The sequence below is a fragment of the Agrobacterium sp. SUL3 genome, from assembly GCF_001263295.1.
GTDB classification, from domain to species: domain Bacteria; phylum Pseudomonadota; class Alphaproteobacteria; order Rhizobiales; family Rhizobiaceae; genus Agrobacterium; species Agrobacterium tomkonis.
Genome location: NZ_KQ414498.1, coordinates 1 through 17,024, shown reverse-complemented (window position 1 = coordinate 17,024; position 17,024 = coordinate 1). Strand labels below are relative to the sequence as shown.

Annotated in this window: 20 protein-coding genes; 9 read left to right on the top strand and 11 right to left on the bottom strand. The window is 58.0% G+C overall.

The annotated features are described in order from the left end of the window. Positions 1–3 precede the first annotated feature (3 nt). Complete coding sequence (locus tag AKG12_RS00100) at positions 4–507, top strand: RrF2 family transcriptional regulator (protein ID WP_052816930.1); 504 nt, start codon at positions 4–6, stop codon at positions 505–507. Between the two features lie 114 nt (positions 508–621). Further along, positions 622–1,083 carry a carboxymuconolactone decarboxylase family protein gene (locus tag AKG12_RS00095; RefSeq protein ID WP_046800531.1) on the top strand — a complete coding sequence of 154 codons (462 nt, stop codon included), beginning with the start codon at positions 622–624 and terminating at the stop codon, positions 1,081–1,083. A gap of 26 nt (positions 1,084–1,109) precedes the next feature. On the opposite strand, the gene AKG12_RS00090 is transcribed toward AKG12_RS00095, so the two are convergent. The 3 genes from AKG12_RS00090 to AKG12_RS00080 form a co-directional block, all read right to left on the bottom strand. Then, positions 1,110–1,751: a YitT family protein gene (locus AKG12_RS00090; protein ID WP_052816929.1), complete on the bottom strand. Its 642-nt coding sequence runs from the start codon at positions 1,749–1,751 to the stop codon at positions 1,110–1,112. Positions 1,752–1,822: 71 nt separating this feature from the next. Further along, entirely contained in the window at positions 1,823–2,461 is a 639-nt protein-coding gene (locus tag AKG12_RS00085; RefSeq protein ID WP_350638899.1) for a YitT family protein, read from the bottom strand. A 108-nt stretch (positions 2,462–2,569) separates the two neighbouring features. Further along, positions 2,570–3,511, bottom strand: coding sequence for a class I SAM-dependent DNA methyltransferase (locus tag AKG12_RS00080; protein WP_052816927.1), 942 nt, complete (start codon positions 3,509–3,511; stop codon positions 2,570–2,572). Between the two features lie 168 nt (positions 3,512–3,679). Here AKG12_RS00080 and AKG12_RS00075 point away from each other — a divergent pair, with 168 nt between their 5' ends. Continuing rightward, positions 3,680–3,946, top strand: a complete 267-nt coding sequence (locus AKG12_RS00075) for a DUF6460 domain-containing protein (protein ID WP_046800527.1) — start codon at positions 3,680–3,682, stop codon at positions 3,944–3,946. A 1-nt stretch (position 3,947) separates the two neighbouring features. Beyond that, positions 3,948–4,448, top strand: a complete 501-nt coding sequence (locus AKG12_RS00070) for a CAP domain-containing protein (protein WP_052816926.1) — start codon at positions 3,948–3,950, stop codon at positions 4,446–4,448. Positions 4,449–4,510: 62 nt separating this feature from the next. On the opposite strand, the gene AKG12_RS00065 is transcribed toward AKG12_RS00070, so the two are convergent. Beyond that, complete coding sequence (locus AKG12_RS00065) at positions 4,511–5,602, bottom strand: quinone-dependent dihydroorotate dehydrogenase (protein WP_052816925.1); 1,092 nt, start codon at positions 5,600–5,602, stop codon at positions 4,511–4,513. Beyond that, positions 5,602–5,955: a DUF952 domain-containing protein gene (locus AKG12_RS00060; RefSeq protein WP_046800524.1), complete on the bottom strand. Its 354-nt coding sequence runs from the start codon at positions 5,953–5,955 to the stop codon at positions 5,602–5,604. The genes AKG12_RS00065 and AKG12_RS00060 overlap by 1 nt, the downstream gene beginning before the upstream one ends. Positions 5,956–6,196: 241 nt before the next feature. Here AKG12_RS00060 and AKG12_RS00055 point away from each other — a divergent pair, with 241 nt between their 5' ends. Together AKG12_RS00055 and AKG12_RS00050 are read left to right on the top strand one after the other, a co-directional pair. Continuing rightward, on the top strand, positions 6,197–6,847 hold the full coding sequence (locus AKG12_RS00055; protein ID WP_046800523.1) for a response regulator: 651 nt from the start codon (positions 6,197–6,199) through the stop codon (positions 6,845–6,847). A gap of 113 nt (positions 6,848–6,960) precedes the next feature. Beyond that, positions 6,961–7,611, top strand: coding sequence for a S24 family peptidase (locus AKG12_RS00050; RefSeq protein WP_046800522.1), 651 nt, complete (start codon positions 6,961–6,963; stop codon positions 7,609–7,611). 47 nt (positions 7,612–7,658) lie between these two features. On the opposite strand, the gene AKG12_RS00045 is transcribed toward AKG12_RS00050, so the two are convergent. After that, positions 7,659–8,411, bottom strand: a complete 753-nt coding sequence (locus AKG12_RS00045; protein WP_052816924.1) for a polysaccharide deacetylase family protein — start codon at positions 8,409–8,411, stop codon at positions 7,659–7,661. A gap of 26 nt (positions 8,412–8,437) precedes the next feature. Continuing rightward, positions 8,438–9,733 (bottom strand): Wzy-type polysaccharide biosynthesis protein UppY, encoded by a 1,296-nt coding sequence (gene uppY, locus AKG12_RS00040; RefSeq protein WP_046800727.1) that lies wholly within the window; start codon positions 9,731–9,733, stop codon positions 8,438–8,440. Between the two features lie 289 nt (positions 9,734–10,022). On the opposite strand from uppY, the gene uppX reads away from it, so the two are divergent. After that, positions 10,023–11,315: a Wzx-type polysaccharide biosynthesis protein UppX gene (uppX, locus tag AKG12_RS00035; RefSeq protein WP_052816923.1), complete on the top strand. Its 1,293-nt coding sequence runs from the start codon at positions 10,023–10,025 to the stop codon at positions 11,313–11,315. Between the two features lie 100 nt (positions 11,316–11,415). Here uppX and AKG12_RS00030 read toward each other — a convergent pair whose 3' ends face one another. Then, positions 11,416–12,177 (bottom strand): transporter substrate-binding domain-containing protein, encoded by a 762-nt coding sequence (locus tag AKG12_RS00030; protein WP_046800519.1) that lies wholly within the window; start codon positions 12,175–12,177, stop codon positions 11,416–11,418. Between the two features lie 170 nt (positions 12,178–12,347). Here AKG12_RS00030 and AKG12_RS00025 point away from each other — a divergent pair, with 170 nt between their 5' ends. Beyond that, positions 12,348–14,294 carry a glycosyltransferase family 2 protein gene (locus AKG12_RS00025; RefSeq protein WP_052816922.1) on the top strand — a complete coding sequence of 649 codons (1,947 nt, stop codon included), beginning with the start codon at positions 12,348–12,350 and terminating at the stop codon, positions 14,292–14,294. A gap of 213 nt (positions 14,295–14,507) precedes the next feature. Here the strand turns inward: AKG12_RS00025 and AKG12_RS00020 are convergent, their stop codons facing one another. From AKG12_RS00020 to AKG12_RS00010, 3 genes are all read right to left on the bottom strand, one after another. Next, the gene (locus AKG12_RS00020) at positions 14,508–14,801 is read right to left on the bottom strand and encodes a hypothetical protein (protein ID WP_046800726.1); all 294 of its coding nucleotides are present in this window, start codon (positions 14,799–14,801) and stop codon (positions 14,508–14,510) included. An 89-nt stretch (positions 14,802–14,890) separates the two neighbouring features. Beyond that, the gene (gene aqpZ / locus AKG12_RS00015; protein WP_052816921.1) at positions 14,891–15,580 is read right to left on the bottom strand and encodes an aquaporin Z; all 690 of its coding nucleotides are present in this window, start codon (positions 15,578–15,580) and stop codon (positions 14,891–14,893) included. Positions 15,581–15,636: 56 nt separating this feature from the next. After that, the gene (locus AKG12_RS00010; protein WP_285277678.1) at positions 15,637–16,041 is read right to left on the bottom strand and encodes a hypothetical protein; all 405 of its coding nucleotides are present in this window, start codon (positions 16,039–16,041) and stop codon (positions 15,637–15,639) included. A 186-nt stretch (positions 16,042–16,227) separates the two neighbouring features. On the opposite strand from AKG12_RS00010, the gene AKG12_RS00005 reads away from it, so the two are divergent. After that, the coding region (locus AKG12_RS00005) for a contractile injection system protein, VgrG/Pvc8 family (RefSeq protein WP_285277677.1) at positions 16,228–17,024 on the top strand (797 nt) is incomplete at its 3' end.

The following is a 17,024-nucleotide window of genomic DNA, read 5'->3' as shown; positions in this document are numbered from 1 at the left end:
CCGATGAAACTCGGCGACGGCGTAGAACAGGCCATTCACAGCGTAGGCATGCTGGCGGGACTTTCCGAAGGCGGCGTGCTGTCCGCAGCGGCGCTGGCGGAATTTCACGGCGTTTCCACGAGCTATCTCCTGAAGCACCTGCAATCACTGTCCAGCGCGGGAATTGTCGCCACCGTACCGGGTCCGAAAGGCGGTTACCGTCTGGCCCGGGCAACCGACAAGATCACGCTGCTCGATATCGTGCTGGCTGTCGAAGGACCGCAGCCAGCCTTTCGCTGTGCGGAAATCCGCCAGCGGGGGCCGAACCCCTTGCCGGGACGATATTTCACCAAGCCTTGCGGCATCAATGCCGCGATGCTGAAAGCGGAGAAGGTCTACCGCGCGGAACTTGCCAAAACCAGCATCGCCGACATTCTGGGTGACCTTGCCGCCAATGACGATGGCGGGATTGCCGCGCGCGGCTGCGCCTTTCTGGAGTTGAACGAGCGCAAGACGATGACGCGCTGAGACCCGAAAAGACAGAACCACCGACAGACCTGCCAAGCCAATACCGGTGAGCCTGACAGCTTTCCGGACCGATACTGCATGCCCTCAAATAGACCCCAATCACTGGAGAGACCGATGAAAACCCGTATCAACTATGCCAAAGCATCCCCCGAAGCCTTCAAGGCCGTGATGGCGCTGGAAAACTACGTCCAGAGCAGCGGCCTTGAGCGCCGCTTCGTTCACCTCATCAAGCTGCGTGCCTCGATCATCAACGGCTGCGCCTTCTGTGTGGACATGCATGTCAAGGAAAGCCGCCATGACGGTCTTGCCGAACAATGGATCAACCTGATGAGCGTCTGGCGGGAATCGACCGTTTATACCGAACAGGAGCGGGCGCTGCTCGGCTGGGTGGATGCGGTGACCAGGATTGCCGAAACCGGTGCGCCGGATGATGCCTTCGAAACGCTGAAGGCGCATTTCTCCGATGAGGATATCGTGAAGATCACGGTTGCCATCGGCGCCATCAATACATGGAACCGCATCGCCGTGGGTTTTCGCTCGCAGCACCCGGTGGATGCGGCAGCCAAGGCGGCCTGAATTATTCAATCGAAATCGGGCGACCGCTACATGGCGATGTAGCGGTCGTTTCTGTGATTGACGGCAAGGGTGAGGTTCATGACCAACGCGCCGAGGATGGAGCAGAGGATGACAAAAGGCGTCGCGACGAAGAAGGAGCAGGCCAGCACCATGCCATCAAAGGCGAGCTGCACGAGGCCGGCACGCCAGCCGAAACGGTCCTGCAGATAAAGCGCCAATATGCCGAAACCGCCGAGGCTGGTGCGGTGGCGAAACAGAGCCAGCATGCCGGCGGCGACCGTCAATCCGCCGAAAAGTGCAGCTGCAATCGGATTGATGATCTCAAAAGCGAAAAAGCCGGGCATATATTCGGAAAGCAGTGCCGTCATGGCGATGGCGCAGAATGTCTTGATGGTGAAGGCGAGGCCGAGGCGACGGAAGGCGAGATAATAAAACGGCAAATTGGCGAGAAAAAACACCGCGCCGAAGCTGAAGCCACTGGCATAATGCGCCAGAAACGCGAGACCCACCACACCGCCGGTGAGAAGACCCGCAGCGGAAAACAGCGTGACGCCGAGCGAAATCAGCATGCTGCCCGCCAGAATGGCCTGCGCATCTTCCAGCAGCGAATGGCGATCGGGCGCCGACGTCCAAAGGTTCAATCGCCTGCGCGCACTGGTATCGTCCATGCATTTTCCCCTGACTTGCCCGATCTGGCCCAGCTATTGCGCCCAAGCCCGACGAATTTCAAGCGTTCAGCTTAACGCACGACGATGTATCTGTCCGAGCGGTGATTGATGGCGAGGAATATGTTGAGAACGAAAGCGCCGACAATCGAATAGACCACGGTGGCCGGATCGATGACGAGAAAAGCGCAGAGCATGACAAAGGCATCGAAAGCCAGCTGGATAAGACCGGCGCGGATGCCGAAGCGGTCCTGAATATAGATGGCCAGAATGCCGATACCGCCGAGGCTGGCGCGATGGCGATAAAGCGCCAGCAGCCCATAGCCCAGAAGCAGACCGCCAAGCAGCGCCGCCCAAAGCGGATTGATGCTGTCGATGACCATCCAGCGCGCCTCCACTTCCGTCAGCACCGAAACAAGGCCGATGGCGATGAAGGTCTTGAACGAAAAGGCGAGACCGAGGCGGCGGAAGGACAGGTAATAAAAGGGCAGGTTGACGAGGAAGAACAGGAGGCCGAAGCTGACGCCGAAGGCATAGTGGATGAGAAAGGCGACGCCGGCGGTGCCGCCGGTCAACAGCCCGACCTTGTTCAGGAGATAAAAGCCAAGCGCCGAGACGATGGCACCGGTAACAATGCCTTGCACGTCTTCCACCGGCGCATGTCTGGCCGGATCTGAACTCCACATGCCGTAAACGCTTCTCGTTCTGCTCACGCTTTTTCCCTCAGGTTTCCGGCATATTTTGCACTGCAAAAAATACCGGATCAAGATGGATATGTAAGCAACGCTGACCTATCGTGAAAAAGGCAAGAAACGGAATGTTCAGCCTCTGGCGCGTGCAAGAAAGAGAATGCCGGAAAGGGGTTTTCCGGCATCCTTGCGAATGGTGGTTTTGCGGATTTCGATGAGGGAAAAGCCCGTCCGCTCAAGAAGGTCGGTCACGTAGCTTTTGGAATGGGCGTAACGAAGGGATTCCCGCAGGACGAACCCTTGCTCATCTCCCGCATCCTCCACCGAAAAGGCAAAAAAGCCTGATGGCTTGAGCAGGGCGGAAACGAGCGGCATGACGGTTTCAAGACTGCCGAGATACATCATCACGTCGGCAGCGGCGACGAGATCGGCGCGATGTTGCGCAAGTGCCGGGGCGAACAGTCCCGAGGTCTCTTCGTCCAATGAAAGATCGGCCTGGTCGAGATGATCGTAAAGACCCTTTTCCTCGGCCTTGGCCAGCATGTTCTGCGAAATATCGAACCCCTCCAGCCGTTTTGCGAGGGAGCGGATTTCGACGCCAAGGAGACCGGTGCCGCAGCCGATATCGACAATGGTGTCGAAGATACCGCCTTTCGCTTGCCTGTCGATCAGTTCCGCCAGTTTTTGCGGCACGCTGTAATCCAGCTTCTCAACAAGCGAGGCTTCGAAGCGGTCGGCATAATCGTCAAACAGCCCTTCCACATAACGGCTCGGCGGCTGCTCGGGTGTTTCCGCGGCGCCGAGAACCGCAAGTTTCAGTTCGGCTGCAAACAGCCCTTCCCTATCCAGCTCGGCGACTTTCTCATAAGCCGCCACCGCTTTTGCGGTCTCGCCCGCCTTTTCGAGATATTCTCCGAAGCGAAACCATCCCGCCGTCCACCGTGGCGCAAGTTCAAGCGCCTGTTCCATAAGTTCGGCGGCGGCGGGATAATCACCGCCTTCCGCCAACATGCGGGCATAGTCCGCCCGGCGGTCGGCAATGACGTCACCGGAAGAAAACTGGTTTGGGGCCATCAATGATTCCTGAGAAGATGCCGGCTGTCATTTATCAAGCCATAAAAAAACTCAAGTCCTATTTCATGGCACCCGCGTGGAATTGACTGATATGGCGCGATATAATGCGTGAAAACTTGCATCGAAGCGGTCCGTTTCATATGTCAGGACAAAACAGGAGACTTGCTGATGGCCGGTGAGGTCAACAAAATGCTGGGTGATACGGTGGCCCGCACCGTGGTGAAGCTGCTGGTGGTTTCGCTGCTCGTCGGTTTTCTGATGGCGATCTTCGGATTGACGCCGTGGAACATCATCTATAGCGCGCGCGATTTCGTCGTCGACCTGTGGCGCAGCGGTTTCCATGCGCTGGGCGCAATCGGCGACTATCTGATCCTCGGGGCCACGATCGTCATTCCCGTTTTCATCATCCTGCGCCTTCTGAGCTATCGCCGCTGACATGACCAATACATCATCACTTCAGACGCTTTCCCGGCGCGGCTTCGTGCTGATTTCCGCCGGCTCCGTTCTTTCCGCCTGCGTTTCCATGCCCACCAACAAGGGAATGCCATCAGGCACCCGCGACGAGACGGCGGCCGCGCTGCCGATGGTCAACGATCTGCGCCGCTCGAAGGGGCTTTCGCCCCTTGCCATCAATGGCGCGGCAAGCGGCGCTGCCGCTTATCAAGCCGGCCGCATGGTCAAGGCGCAGAAGATGGCGCATCTGATCGGCCTCACCGACAGCTTCCTCATCCGCATGAAGGACGGCAAGGTTCCGCTTCCGGCGGCGGAAAACGTGGCCGCCGGGCAGGACAGCGTCGAGCGTGTGGTCAAGGCCTGGATCGGCTCGCAACATCACCTCGAAAACATGCTCGGGCCCTATAACGGCCTTGGCGTTGCGGTGGCCTATGACGCCGCCAGCCGCAACCGGCCCTATTGGGCGATGGTGCTCTGCGCCTGATCAGATGACGGAAGCGGGGTTCGCGGGCAAGCGCGTCGCCGCGCCCCTACCCCGCTCCAGAATCAGCCGAGCTTGCGGTCAGCCCAGCGGTCTACCGTGCTGTCGCGCAGGTCACGAATAGACTGCACACCCTCACGGGCGACCAGCTGCGACAGGCCCTTGACGATGGTGGATGGCAGGCCGGGGCCTTCATAGACCATGCAGGAATAGAGCTGCACCAGATCGGCCCCTGCCCTTACCTTTTCCAGCGCGGTTTCCGCAGACGAGACGCCGCCGACACCGATGATCGGCAGGTTGCCGCCGACGCGGCGGCGCATCTTGGCGAGAACCGTGGTCGAGAGCTCGAACAACGGCTTGCCGGACAAGCCGCCGGTCTCGCCTTTGTGCGGGCCGGGCCGCAGGCCTTCGCGTGAGAGCGTGGTGTTGGAGACGATCAAGCCATCGAGATCATGGGCGAGCGCTTCTTCTGCAACGTCATCCATTCCCTCCTCGGTCAGATCGGGTGCGATCTTGAGAAAGACAGGAATGCGTTTGCCAAAGCGCTCAGTCTGCGCCTTGCGGCGCTCCAGCACCGCAACGAGAAGTGCGGCAAGGCTTTCACGCGCCTGCAGGTCGCGCAGGCCGGGCGTATTGGGCGACGAAATATTGACCGTGAAATAGGATGCGACCGAATAAAACGCCTCTATGCCCTGCACATAATCGGCGATGCGGTCTTCGCTATCCTTGTTCGCGCCGATATTGACGCCAACGATGCCGCGCAAGCTCGCTTGCTTCAGGCGCTCCAGCGCCGCGGCATGGCCTTCATTGTTGAAACCGAGGCGGTTGATGACGCCTTCATCCTCGACAAGACGGAAGATACGGGGTTTCGGATTGCCGGATTGCGCTTTCGGCGTGACAGTGCCGATTTCCGTGAAGCCGAAACCGAGCCGCAGAAGCGGTCCCGGCACTTCGGCGTTCTTGTCATAACCTGCCGCCATGCCGAGCGGATTGGGAAAAACGAGACCGGCAACCGTCTGTTGCAGGCGCGGATCATGCGGCACCATGCAGGTGGGCAGAAAGCCGCTTTTCAGCGCGGCGATCGACAGTCCATGCGCCTTTTCCGGATCGACCAGAAACAGGCCCTTGCGGCCGATCGAGGAAAATAATCCGCTCATCATAAAATCTCCGGAAACTGGTGCTGGCCATCATGATCGAGTGAGAGCGGCGTTTCCCAAAGCACGGCACTCAGGGGAAGCGGGGCATAGAGGTGCGGGAAAAGATCACCGCCTCTGGAGGGTTCATAGACCAGCTTGTCGCCCAGCGCTGCACCGTCGACTGCAATCAGAAGCAGATCGACCTGGCCGGAAAAATGCCGCGCGGCGGTTTCGGCCACCTGTTTCGCCGTCGAAAAATGAATAAAGCCGTCCGTCAGGTCGATAGCCGCACCTTCGAACACGCCTTTTGCCCTGGCTGCACTCCACAACGTCTCCGGAACGATTTTATAGATGATCGCGGGCGTTTCATGCATAGGGCTCTCCAAGGCTTTCCACTCAGCGGGATTTGCCGCAAAGCTCGAAGATTGTCCACAGTTTCCACGGCATTTTTATTGCGGAGAGCTTCAAAGGCCACCTCTCCACAAGCTTTTTCTTGTAATGCGCAAGCGATTGGCGCAACCTTGAGCGGAGGAGCCGGGTGCGTTTCGACCGCCGGCAAGGGAGTGCACCAGTACCCGCGAAAGAACCGCATAACGCCCTTGGGAGGGGGCCAGAATGTCGGAACTTGTCATTATTATTGCAGATGATCACCCGCTTTTTCGCGGCGCCCTCAAACAGGCCGTATCCGGTCTTGACGGGCAGCAGACCATTGTGGAAGCGGGAGATTTCGAAGCCGCCCGAAGTGCTGCAACGGCACGCAACGACGCCGATCTGATGCTTCTCGATCTTGCCATGCCGGGAGTTAGCGGATTTTCCGGCCTGATGGCGCTCAGGGCAGAATTTTCCAGCCTGCCGATCGTCATCGTTTCGGCAACGGACGATGCCACCACCATCCGCCGATCCATCGAGCTTGGCGCTTCCGGTTTCATTTCCAAATCCTCCGGTATCGATGATATCCGCGATGGTATCCGCGCGGTGCTGGAAGGCGATGTCTGGATACCGGCGGGTCATCAAGGCGAAAAGGAACAGGATTCGGACGTCGCCGATCTCATCGGTCGACTCAGAACGCTAACGCCGCAGCAGAGCCGGGTTCTCGGCATGCTTGCCGAAGGGTTGCTGAACAAGCAGATCGCCTATGAGCTGAATGTTTCGGAAGCCACGATCAAGGCACATGTCTCAGCGATCCTCTTAAAGCTCAAGGTAGACAGCCGCACGCAGGCCGTCATCCAGCTCGCCAAGATAAATACGTCGGCCATGGTGGCATGAAATAAGGATTTTATTCCTTTCCTTTCTTTACTCCAGGCTGGATATAGTCTAGATTCCGATGGGTAAACGACAGGAGCTTTTCCGCCACCGGCTCCATCTGCGGGCTTTCTATCATGCTTTCACACGAGACGATCTGGAGCGCCATCGATACGCTAGCCAAGCGCCATGAGCTGACACCATCAGCACTGGCAAAACGTGCCGGTCTCGATCCCACCTCGTTCAACAAGTCGAAGCGTTTCGGCCCGGACGGACGCAAACGCTGGCCCTCGACGGAATCCGTATCAAAAGTGCTGGAGGCAACGGGGGCGAGTGTCGATCAGTTTTTCGGCTACGCTTTCGGCAAGGCGCAGACCATGCAGCCTTCCGGTGCCGACAACGCCATTCCGCTTCTCGGTTTTGCGCAGGCCGGTTCCGGCGGTTTTTTCGATGATGGCGGTTTTCCGGCGGGTCAGGGTTGGGATGTGGTGGAATTCCCTTCTTCTCCCGAACGCAAACAGGGCGTCTACGCACTGGAAGTGCAGGGCGAAAGCATGATGCCGCTTTACCGCGACGGCGATATCCTCATCGTGGAACCGGGCGCGCAGGTACGGCGCGGTGACCGTGTGGTGCTGAAAAGTCGCGACGGTGAAGTGATGGCCAAGGTGCTGGCGCGGCAAAGCCCCAAGAACATCGAGCTTCTGTCGTTGAACCCCGAACATCCCAACCGCAGCTTCGACATGGCCGATGTGGAATGGATCGCCCGCATCATCTGGGCCAGCCAGTAAGCGCGCGGGTAAAGAGCCGCTGACGCTATACCCAACGCAATATATGTTCAGAGACCAAGCGCATTTGCGGCGGCATCCACCGTCATGACTTTCGCCCCTCCGGACGTCGCCCGGCGAACGAGGCTCTGAAGCCTCTCTTCCGGGCAACCGTAAAAGCTTGGCGTGGTCGAAACATCATGGGTGAAAATGATGAGCCAGCCGCCATTTTGCAAAACATCCTCCAGCCAGCGGTCAGCGGTATCGAGATAATTTTGATCCGACCGTAATTCGACGGCGGCAAGATTATGCGGATCGACGCTGCCGCGGTTGATGCCGGGCATAATGCCGCGGGTGGTTCTGAACCGCCGCCGCAACAGGGGCTGCATGATTGGCGAGGCCATGCCGAAAGGAACGGAGAAATTCTGCCTGTGCCGTTTCTCGTCGAACGATCCGAGCACGCGGTCATTGCGGTCGAAATCTTCTTCAAGCCCGCGCCGTGAAAAGCTCGACAGTTTGCGGTGGGAATAGGTGTGGCAGGCAAGCTCGTGGCCGGCCGCTGCAAGCTCTGAGCAGCCTTTTGCGGAAATCATCTCCTGCTGTTCATCGTGCCTGTCGATAAAAACGCCCGCAATGTAAAACGTCCCGAGAACGCCCTCATCCTCCAGAATGCGGGCACCCTTCGTCCAGGCACTCGCCGGAACATCGTCGAATGTGAAGGAGACGATCGGCTGAGATGTTTCGATCCGCACCGCCGGTCCCGGAAAATACCGCACCAGCCGGTTATTGACCCGGTCTGCAAGCGTTCCGATTTTTTGCGTCATACACAGCCCCCCGGCCTGTCAACAAATTACTGCCCCTGTTCAAGTATGTCGTAAGCCTGATGCCTCAAACAATAAATTGCGATCAGAAGAGACGACCAGATAGGCCCGGTTCCGGTAAAGAAATTACTCTCAAGACACGAAGAAAGTAAGGCATACACCCAAATTCGTCCGAAAAGCCGCGTCAAAGCCGGATCCGTGCCGCGGTCCACCGCCGTGCGAAAATCATTTGCGGGAATGATGACGAGCCATATAACTGTGAGGATGAAAGCCGGCAGGCCGCCATTCAGCAGACTTTCGATATAACCGTTATGGGCATGAAAGGCAGTGATTGCCCAGGTGCCGGCAATATCGGCCTGCGATAGAAGCCGGTCGCTCGTCCAGAACGCCTGAAAACCCTGGCCGAAGATCGGGGACTGCGCAAAGGTGTCGAAGGACAGGCGCCATATGTCCGTTCGCCCGGTGAAGGTGGAATCGATGCCCAGGCTTTCGACCAGATTCTGTATGCTTGGAAAATAAGTGGAGCCGACCGCAAGGATGTTGAGGAACGTGAGGAGGCCGCCGATCATCAGCAATGTCCGGCCGGCATGTCTTTCCATGATCCAGATCAGCGCGATGGTGACGGGCAGCAGCATCGCGGCGGTTTTCCCGTTGGTTTTCCAGAGGAAGAACCCCGCCAGCAGCGTGATCGCAATACCGCCAACCGTTGACCAGGCGTTACGCAGATAAAGCCCGACCATGAAAAGAATGATCATGGCGGGCGCGGCGGCGTTCTTGTGGTTGAAGATGCCGCGCCAGTCACCCGCCAGCGCTTTTTCATCGAGATCAAAGGGCTGATGGATTGCGCGCGATCGCAGGAAGATCACCCCGAAATAACAAAGCGCCAAAAGAATGATGGCGAAGATGGCCATCATCCGGTCGAACTGCCGCCGGTCCCTTGGCATGACGACGAGGACACTGGTGATGAAGCACAGCAGCGCCGTAAAGATCAGCCGCTGCAGCGAGGTGCCTGGCTGCGTGCCGAGCACCGAGCAAATCACCAGCCAGGAAAACAGCAGCAGGATAGGCAGACGCGGCCGCAGCAAAAGCCCCGTCAGCCGGTGACGCAGGGCAAATACCAGCAGGATCAACGCAATCACCAGCCCGGTCAGCTGGTTTGCGGCGGCGCGCGGGACCGGCGGCACCGCAAGGCTCTCGAAAGGCGCCACAGAAATCCAGATATAGAGCATCGTGACGACGAAAAAAATCGCGTCGCGGCGGCCGCCCGAAAGGGACATGGCGCTGCTTTCCGCAGAAATGGACTGCGTATCAGCAAAACGCGGCATGGTCGCCTGCATCGGGAGCGGAAAATCGGATCATTGGCCTGCCTTGTGACGAACAACAAAACCCTTGTGAAACCGGGCCATGTCCAAATAACCATAAACGGTCATTATCATCATTATTGTGCAATTGCTTTAACCCTCTCTTACCTCAAGAAGGCTAAGACAGGAGAAACTGCCATTCATTCAGGTTATTGGCATTCAGGTTACTGGCCGATTACCGGCTTTTTCAGTTCGCGAAATATTGCAAGGCCGGGCGATCATTCTTGAACTTGCCCGGCAATGTCGAAAAAACATGGAGAATGAGGTGTCGTTGAATACGCCGCGGTTCGGCCATCTAGTCAGACTGGGATTGACCTACATGGCATCCGGCGGGGCACTGCTGATGTCCAGCGCCGCCCAGCTTTTGACGTTTGCCCTGCTCGCCCGCCATCTCGGTGTCGAACAATTCGCGCTTTACGCCTCGATTACCGCCGTGACCAATCTCGGTGTGCAGATCTGCGGCATCGGCTCGCAGGAATCGCTCATCCGCCGCGTGGCGCAGGATCGCAGCATGTTTCCAGTCATGCTCGGCCACAGTTACCTTTTGAGTGCCGCGACAGGCGTGGTGCTGACCATCATCGGCATGGTAACGATTCCGGTGTTTTTCCCGACCTCGGAAACATTGCTGCACACGCTCATCACCACCTTCCTGATCCTCATCACGAACCTCGTTCTCTTGAAGGTTATTTCGCTTTCCACACAAAGCTTCATCGCCCATTCCGACTTCGCCTCGGCCAACAAGCTGGAAGTAATGTTTGCCGTTGCCCGCACGATTGCCGCCGTGGTCGCCTGTCTCGTCTTCAAGGTGGAAACGGTAGAGGCCTGGGCCTTGTGGAACCTCGCCGCCCACACCATTGCCGCCGTAATTTCCGTGAAGGCGATCAGCAGGCTCGGCAGGCCGGTTTTCCGGATCGTGCGCGATGAAATCCGCATCGGCATTCTGTTTTCCACGCAGTTCCTGTTCAAGGCCGTGCGCGGCAATGCCGATATTCTGGTTCTCGGCGCCATTGCCAGCGCCGAGGTTCTGGGCAGCTATTCCATTGCCCGGCGGATTCTCGACAGTTCCTATCTCTCCGTTGAGGCGCTTAACCGCCTGATCTATCCGGGTTCGGCTTCCGCCGCCCTGCAGGGCATCAGCAAGACGATAGAACGCGCCTATAATGTGCTGAAGGCCGCCCTTGTCATTGCAGCCGGCAGCGCATTGGCGATCTTCATCATCGCACCATTCCTGCCCCTCCTGTTCGGTGACGAATATGTTTCCCTGCCCGTCATCACCCGTGTTCTTTGCTGGGCGGTGATACCCATGGCTGTTGCGGCAACGGCGCTTGAAGCGCTCGGCGCATCCGGACGGCAGGATATTCGCGCCAAGATATGGAACAGCGGGAACCTCATCGGTTCCGTCGTCGTCGCGCTTGCTACCTGGTCTTTCAGCATTTCAGGAACGATCGGCAGCTATTTCATGGTGGAGACCGCCATTGCCGCTGCGGTATGGATCGCGCTTTTGCGATTGCGCCGCAGTGACGAGGCTTTTGCCGCGGCGAAATAGAATGAGAACGCCACAGGCGATCTGAATCGGATCGACACCCAACTATGGCCATCCGCGCCTTTTCCGAGCGTCAGGCCGCTACGCCGTTTTTCCGAATGTTCTAGTAGAGCCCATAGGGAAAATAACGGCGGTAGATTTCTTCCAGTCGGCCATTGCGGGAAAGTGCGGCAAGCGCCTGATCAAAGGCCGGTACAAGCACATTATCCGGATCGACGGCCATGATGGAAAGGCCTTCGCCGAGGAACCTGTCGGACATATAAGGCCCGCCGAAGAGAGAACAGCAGCCTTCGGAAGCGCTCCCCGAAATCCAGAAAGGCAGGCGCAGGCCGTCAGCGAAGATGGCGTCCACTTTGCCTGTCTTCAGGGCTGCATACATGGGTTCGTAGCCCTCGAAACCTTCTGGGGCGGCTTTCGGGAAAAATGCCTTGAGCATCTGTTCATGCCGTGAACCCGCGACAACCCCCACCTTTTTTCCCGACAATGCATCGGCGCCGGAGCCGGAGAACTTCGCGGCCTTGTTGACCGCAAGACGGGCGGGCAACAGCAGATAAGGGCGCGAGAAGGTAAAACTCTTGCGCAGGTCAGCGGTGGTGGCAATGCCAGAAATCACCGCTTCGCCTTCGCCCATTTCCAGGGCCGCCTCCAGCTCGTCAAACGGCAATGCCTGCACCTGGCACTTGCTTTCCACCTTCAGCTGGGCGCAGATTTCACGCACCAGATCCACATGGAAACCCGCGAGCCGGCCCTCCTGGTCGGTAAAATTGAACGGTGGAAAATCAACCGACATCAGAAACCTGATCCGCGGTACGGAAGAAAGATCGCCGCCCGGAAACCGCTCCTGCGCATCAAACAGCACCGGCATACGGTTTCCATCCGAAAGACCTTCGGCATGAGTTTCGCCAATAACACCAAAAAATTGTAAAGCGATAGCTAAAGTAAATCCGATACCTATATTTCGCGTTACATTCGTCATTCTCATCTATACTGTCCGTGGCAGGATGTGGGACATTACCATGACGGCGGCGGCGATGCATGGATCAATCTAGCCATTATACACGAGAATCGTTTCACACGACGCCAATGGAACGGAAAATTGCATTTTCATTCACGGGCGATGATCGGCAATGGAGCGCAGCTGAACAGGCTGAACCCGGACAGGCGCAGTTCCTCGCTTCACTGGGCTTCGGCAAACCCTATATCGACGCATTCGAGCAGCGGGCTCTTAAAAATGGCTCGACGGTGGAAGATGAATTGCTGGCAAGCGGCCTTGTCCAGACGGAAGCTTACTTCAGTGCTTTTGCCAGATTTCTGCGACTACCGTTTTTCCCGGAAATCGATCCGGAACGGGTCGAGGATATCAAGAACCTCGATATGCAACTCGCTGAACCGCAGTTGCTCCGGTTGAAGCCACTGAACGGCAGACCGCTCCTTCTGATCGTGCCGGAACTGGGACGGTTTGCATTGCTGAAGACCATGCTCGATCGGCATCCGCATCTTTTCGACGAGCTTGCCGTCACCACGCCGCAGGCCATGCGCAGCGCAATCTGGAAGGCTGGTGAGACGCGCCGCAGCCATGAGGCGCAACAAAGGCTTTTCAACGCGGCCCCGGGCCATTCCGCCAGGATTACATTGCAGGGCCAGCAGGGTTTCTACACTGGCATTCTGGCTACGCTGCTGACGCTGTCGCTGCTTTTTTATACGGAAGCGGCGCTGGCTTACATTCACGTCAGCCTGACGATGCTCTATTTCTTCACCCTGCTTTTCAGGCTGTTTGCGCTCGTTAACGCTCCGCACGCGCCGACGGAAAACGAAAAACAAACCCTCCCGGCTCTCCGAGACGACAGCGACCTGCCGGTCTACACCGTTCTCGTGGCGCTCTATCGCGAGGAGGCGGTCGTCGAGCAACTCATCGGCGCGCTGGAGCGTCTGGATTGGCCCAAGTCCCGACTGGATATCAAGCTCGTCTGCGAAGCGGATGATGATGCGACGATCGCCGCCATCAAGCGTGTCAATCCCGGTCCACATATCGAGCTGATAAAAGTGCCGCCATCCCTGCCGCGCACCAAACCCAAGGCGCTGACCTATGCGCTCGCTGGGGCGCGGGGCACATTGGTTGCCGTCTACGACGCAGAAGACCGCCCCCATCCGCAACAATTGCGCGAAGCCCATGCCACCTTTCGCCGCCAGCCGGACGAAGTGGCCTGCCTACAGGCGCCGCTTATTGTCAGCAATGCACGCTCCTCCTGGCTCAGCGCCTGTTTCGCGCTGGAATATTCCGGCCTCTTTCGCTGCATGTTACCCGTTCTTGCCGCACACAGGCTGCCGCTGCCACTTGGCGGCACTTCAAACCATTTCCGCACCGCGGTATTGCGCCGCGTTGGGGCGTGGGACCCCTATAATGTGACTGAGGACGCCGATATGGGCCTCAGACTGCACAGGCTGGGTTATCGCTGCGGTGTCATTCGGCGACAGACACTGGAGGACGCGCCAACCTCGTTCTCCGTCTGGCTGAACCAGCGCGCGCGCTGGTACAAGGGCTGGCTGCAAAGCTGGCTGGTGATGACCCGTGCGCCCGTTACAACTGCGCGCCAGATGGGATGGACCGACTATATTGTCTTTCAACTGTTGATCGGCGGCATGCTTTTATCGTCACTGACCCACCCCCTGCTGTTTCTTTCCTTCACCTTCATGGCCATGGCGATCCTGGAAAGCGGCACAGATATGCTGTTTTCCTGGCAGGGCATTCTGTTCGTCATCGATACGCTGAATATTCTCGGAAGCTACACCATCTTCGTGCTGATGGGCCGAAACAGAATGATACCCTATGAAAAGAAGCAGGTCGGGCAACGCTGGCTGGCGATCCCGTTTTACTGGCTGATGTTGTCTCTTGCGGCATGGCGCGCGGTTGTGGAACTGAAAACCAGACCCTTCGTCTGGAACAAGACACCGCATATGCCTGCCGTCAAGAATTCGGCCTGACGCGGCATCAGCAATATCGGTGAATACAGTCCTCACACCTCTTTTCGGCGGCCGCAGAACGCGTCTCACCATTGCAGACGTGCCACTGCATCTCGCAAAAATCCGGTTTTCGGCGGGTTGCCGTTATCGATACGGAATACACCAGAAGCCTTGCCGAATGAGGTGTCTCCTCCGGCAAGCTCTGTCACGCCGCCACGCGGGTGGCTAACGGCCCTATTTGGCGACGAGTTTGTTCTTGATCAGCCCGACAATGATCTGAACGATCAGACCACCGACACCACCGCCAACCAGCTGACCCGCAAGAGCGCCGATATCCACACCGCCAGCCGCCGCATTTCCCGCCGCTCCGAGCAGCGAGCCAAGTACGGTTCCGCCGCCAATGCCGCCAATGGCGCCTGCAATCAGGTTACCAAGCGAGCCGAGATCGGAATCCTTCACTATCTTCCCGCCAGCCGTGCCGCCAACCGCACCACCGATCACCTGGGCCAATATCGAAGCAAGATCCATGTCATCCTCCTCAATGGTTTCCCCGACCATTCGGGAAAACAAACTTCCCATTCATGTCTGCGCGGGCAGGAAGGAGCTGGCCTTGCGCCTTACTCTTCTTTCTCGCCGAAAAGTTTCCAGACCACAGCACCGATGACGCCGCCGAGGATCGGAGCAAGCCAGAACAGCCAGAGCTGCTGCAAAGCCCACCCACCGACGAACAATGCCTGTCCCGTCGAGCGGGCCGGATTGACAGAGGTATTGGTGACCGGAATGGAAATCAGATGAATAAGTGTAAGGGCAAGACCGATGGCGATTGGCGCAAAACCGGCTGGAGCCCTGCCATGTGTCGATCCCAGAATGACGATCAGGAAAAACGCAGTCAGGATTACTTCGATCAGCAGCGCTGACACGAGGGAATATCCGCCCGGTGAATGTTCGCCATAACCATTGGCGGCAAAACCACCGAGTTCGGCCCCCGCCTTGCCAGTGACGATGACGTAAAGCGCAGCTGCGGCGACAATCGCGCCCAGCACTTGCGCCACAATATAAGGAACGAGGCTCGATACCGGGAACTTGCCGGCCACCGTCAGACCGACGGAAACCGCCGGATTAAAATGACCGCCGGAAATGCCTCCGACCGCATAGGCCATGGTCAGAACCGTCAGGCCGAAAGCAAAAGCAACGCCGAGAAACCCAATGCCGAGCTCTGGGAAACCGGCAGCGAAAACCGCGCTGCCACAGCCACCGAAGACAAGCCAGAACGTTCCCAAAAATTCCGAAAGAAGTTTGCGACTCATAACACTTCCCCATAATGTTACGACTGCATCAACTATTACGTGCAATTTAATCGTAGTCAAGCTAAATTATAGGGATGCGCTTGCCGCTCAACGGCGGCCAGGCGCGGCATGTTCCGCAGGCTGAACTTTGCGGTGGAGAAGTTTTCTCTTTTTTGCCCTTCATGCCAGACATCCCCGTCAGCCGTCTCGGCGTGCCTGACGCCGGAGATACCACTTCGGTTGTTTCTACGCAGAAGTACGGCCTGTTCGTGATTGGTGGCGGGCGGAATGGCAAGAAGGATGGCGTCGCGGTAGGCGCGTGCCTGACAATAGGCGGCATCGCCGGAACCGTAGATGCTGTCCTTGAACAGCCTGACGATCCTGTGGCCGCGCCGCCTGAGGCTTACCCACCAGCCGGCACCGCGGTGTGTCCCGGAGGCCTCTTCCCGTCTAAGGCAATAGTGATCGGCATCATGCTTCATTGGTCTCGGCGTCGTTCCGGTCGTCACCCTCTGCTCGCGCTATCAGATGTCATAGATGGTATTTTGGCATTTTCTGGTTGCATAATTTATGATGAGTCCATGGTTTCGCCACAATGTTTGATTGCATTCTGTCGAGAATTTGACAGCTGATTGATTTTCCATCGATCTGAACACCCCGGGGGTTCAATGACCGACCAGCCTGCATCTTCGGACTTTCTCCAGGCGAGCCGCGTTCTCAAGGTCAAGTCCCCGCTGGGCGAAGACCAGCTTCTTCCGGAACGACTTGCGGTTGATGAGGGCGTGTCGCGGCTCTTCGAAATCCACCTGACCCTGCGNGAAGACCAGCTTCTTCCGGAACGACTTGCGGTTGATGAGGGCGTGTCGCGGCTCTTCGAAATCCACCTGACCCTGCGGGCCAAGAAAGAAGCGGTCAAGCCCGAGGAGCTGATTGGCCGGCTTGTCGATGTGTCGGTCGAGATAAGCCAGGGCGACGGGGAAGAGGGCAGCGGCATCCGCCGGCCGTTCAATGGTCTGGTGACGGAATTGCACGAAGGTCCGCCGATCACCCGCGGCATGCGCTCCTATGCGCTGACGCTGCGGCCGCAGATGTGGCTTCTGTCGCGCCGCTCGGATTGCCGCATCTGGATGGACAAGACGGCGGTGGAGATCGTCGAGACGCTGTTTTCCGAACACGGCATTCCCGCCCCCGATACATCGGGCATCATCTCGCCGCCGCCGGCGCAGCATTACAGCGTGCAGTTTAACGAGACCGATCTGGACTATCTCACCCGGCGTTTCGAAGAGGACGGGCTGTTCTACTGGTTTGCCCATGAGGACGGTTCCCACAAGCTGCATGTGGCCGACAGCGCCAGCGGCTGGCTTGGGCCGTCGCCGGCCGCCCAGGGTGAGGGGACGGTGCGTCTGGCGCAGGGTTCGTCGGATCGCAACCACATTAGCGACTGGGCGCGGCGTTTTTCCTATGT

Coding starts and splice junctions, on each gene's coding strand:
- AKG12_RS00095 (WP_046800531.1), top strand. CDS start 622: ATGAAAACCCGTATCAACTATGCCAAAGCATCCCCCGAAGCCTTCAAG.
- AKG12_RS00010 (WP_285277678.1), bottom strand. CDS start 16,041: ATGAAGCATGATGCCGATCACTATTGCCTTAGACGGGAAGAGGCCTCC.
- AKG12_RS00100 (WP_052816930.1), top strand. CDS start 4: ATGAAACTCGGCGACGGCGTAGAACAGGCCATTCACAGCGTAGGCATG.
- aqpZ (WP_052816921.1), bottom strand. CDS start 15,580: ATGAGTCGCAAACTTCTTTCGGAATTTTTGGGAACGTTCTGGCTTGTC.
- AKG12_RS00065 (WP_052816925.1), bottom strand. CDS start 5,602: ATGAGCGGATTATTTTCCTCGATCGGCCGCAAGGGCCTGTTTCTGGTC.
- uppY (WP_046800727.1), bottom strand. CDS start 9,733: ATGCCGCGTTTTGCTGATACGCAGTCCATTTCTGCGGAAAGCAGCGCC.
- AKG12_RS00030 (WP_046800519.1), bottom strand. CDS start 12,177: ATGCCGGTGCTGTTTGATGCGCAGGAGCGGTTTCCGGGCGGCGATCTT.
- AKG12_RS00045 (WP_052816924.1), bottom strand. CDS start 8,411: ATGACGCAAAAAATCGGAACGCTTGCAGACCGGGTCAATAACCGGCTG.
- uppX (WP_052816923.1), top strand. CDS start 10,023: ATGGAGAATGAGGTGTCGTTGAATACGCCGCGGTTCGGCCATCTAGTC.
- AKG12_RS00020 (WP_046800726.1), bottom strand. CDS start 14,801: ATGGATCTTGCTTCGATATTGGCCCAGGTGATCGGTGGTGCGGTTGGC.
- AKG12_RS00090 (WP_052816929.1), bottom strand. CDS start 1,751: ATGGACGATACCAGTGCGCGCAGGCGATTGAACCTTTGGACGTCGGCG.
- AKG12_RS00060 (WP_046800524.1), bottom strand. CDS start 5,955: ATGCATGAAACGCCCGCGATCATCTATAAAATCGTTCCGGAGACGTTG.
- AKG12_RS00080 (WP_052816927.1), bottom strand. CDS start 3,511: ATGGCCCCAAACCAGTTTTCTTCCGGTGACGTCATTGCCGACCGCCGG.
- AKG12_RS00070 (WP_052816926.1), top strand. CDS start 3,948: ATGACCAATACATCATCACTTCAGACGCTTTCCCGGCGCGGCTTCGTG.
- AKG12_RS00055 (WP_046800523.1), top strand. CDS start 6,197: ATGTCGGAACTTGTCATTATTATTGCAGATGATCACCCGCTTTTTCGC.
- AKG12_RS00025 (WP_052816922.1), top strand. CDS start 12,348: ATGGATCAATCTAGCCATTATACACGAGAATCGTTTCACACGACGCCA.
- AKG12_RS00075 (WP_046800527.1), top strand. CDS start 3,680: ATGGCCGGTGAGGTCAACAAAATGCTGGGTGATACGGTGGCCCGCACC.
- AKG12_RS00050 (WP_046800522.1), top strand. CDS start 6,961: ATGCTTTCACACGAGACGATCTGGAGCGCCATCGATACGCTAGCCAAG.